Origin of the sequence: Pararhodonellum marinum (assembly GCF_015354735.1) — a bacterium.
Taxonomy (GTDB): Bacteria; Bacteroidota; Bacteroidia; order Cytophagales; family Cyclobacteriaceae; genus Pararhodonellum; species Pararhodonellum marinum.
In genome coordinates this window covers 1-944 of the sequence record NZ_JACEFJ010000042.1, presented here as the reverse complement: position 1 = coordinate 944, position 944 = coordinate 1, and the positions used below count along the sequence as shown (strand labels likewise).

The window sequence follows — 944 nt, the reverse complement described above, 5'->3', positions numbered from 1 at the left end:
CGATCGCAAGCCTTGCGCCGGGTGCCACGGAAACCTTCACGGTGACCTACACCATCACGCAGGCTGACATCGACAACGGCAGTTTCACCAACACGGCGACTGCCACTGATGACAGCGGCGATGCGACGGGCACCGACAGCGTGACTGTGAATTCTGATGCAGAGGGTAGTTTGGAAGTGATTAAAACTTCGGATGTTACTACCTTCTTTGAAGCGGGTGATGTAGTCAATTACACCATTTTGGTAAGGAACAATGGTATTGTTGCCATAAACAATATCACTGTAACGGATCCAATCACTGGACTTGATACAAATATTGCTTCGCTTGCCCCTGGAGATGAAGAAACATTTACAGAAACATATACCATAACAGAGGCAGATGTAGCCAATGGGTTTGTACTTAATATAGCCACAGCCCAAGGAGTAGATGGACTTGGAGAAACAGTTACAGCTTCCGACAATGCAACGGTAACGCTTGAAGGGATTGTGGATGGAGGAAGTGTTTTGATTACCAAGTCTGCCAATGTTTCTTCTTACAGCGAGGAAGGAGATGAAATTGTATATACCATTACTGTTAGAAATAATGGAACAGTTGCACTGACGAATGTCACTGTAACTGACCCACTAACAGGATTAGATACTACCATTCCTAATTTGCCTGCTAACAGTGAACAAGTGTTTACTGAAACCTACACGGTAAATGCAAGTGATATTACCAATGGAAATGTCACCAATACAGCGAATGTTCAAGGAGTTGATCCGAACGGAGACCTAGTGGAAGGCAGTGCCTCCGCAGTGGTAACCCTTGAGGGCATCGTGGACGGTGGCAGCATCGAGGTGACCAAGACCGCGAATGTAAGCAACTATGCTGAGGAAGGTGACGAGATCGTCTACACTATCACGGTGAGAAACAACGGTACGGTAGATCTGACCAATGTGACGGTA

At 46.4% G+C, this 944-nt stretch carries 1 protein-coding gene; it reads left to right on the top strand.

All coding sequences use genetic code 11. From position 1 onward, the window contains the following. A partial coding sequence (locus H1A14_RS23040; RefSeq protein WP_194778669.1) for a DUF7507 domain-containing protein occupies window positions 1-944 on the top strand: 944 nt, incomplete at both ends.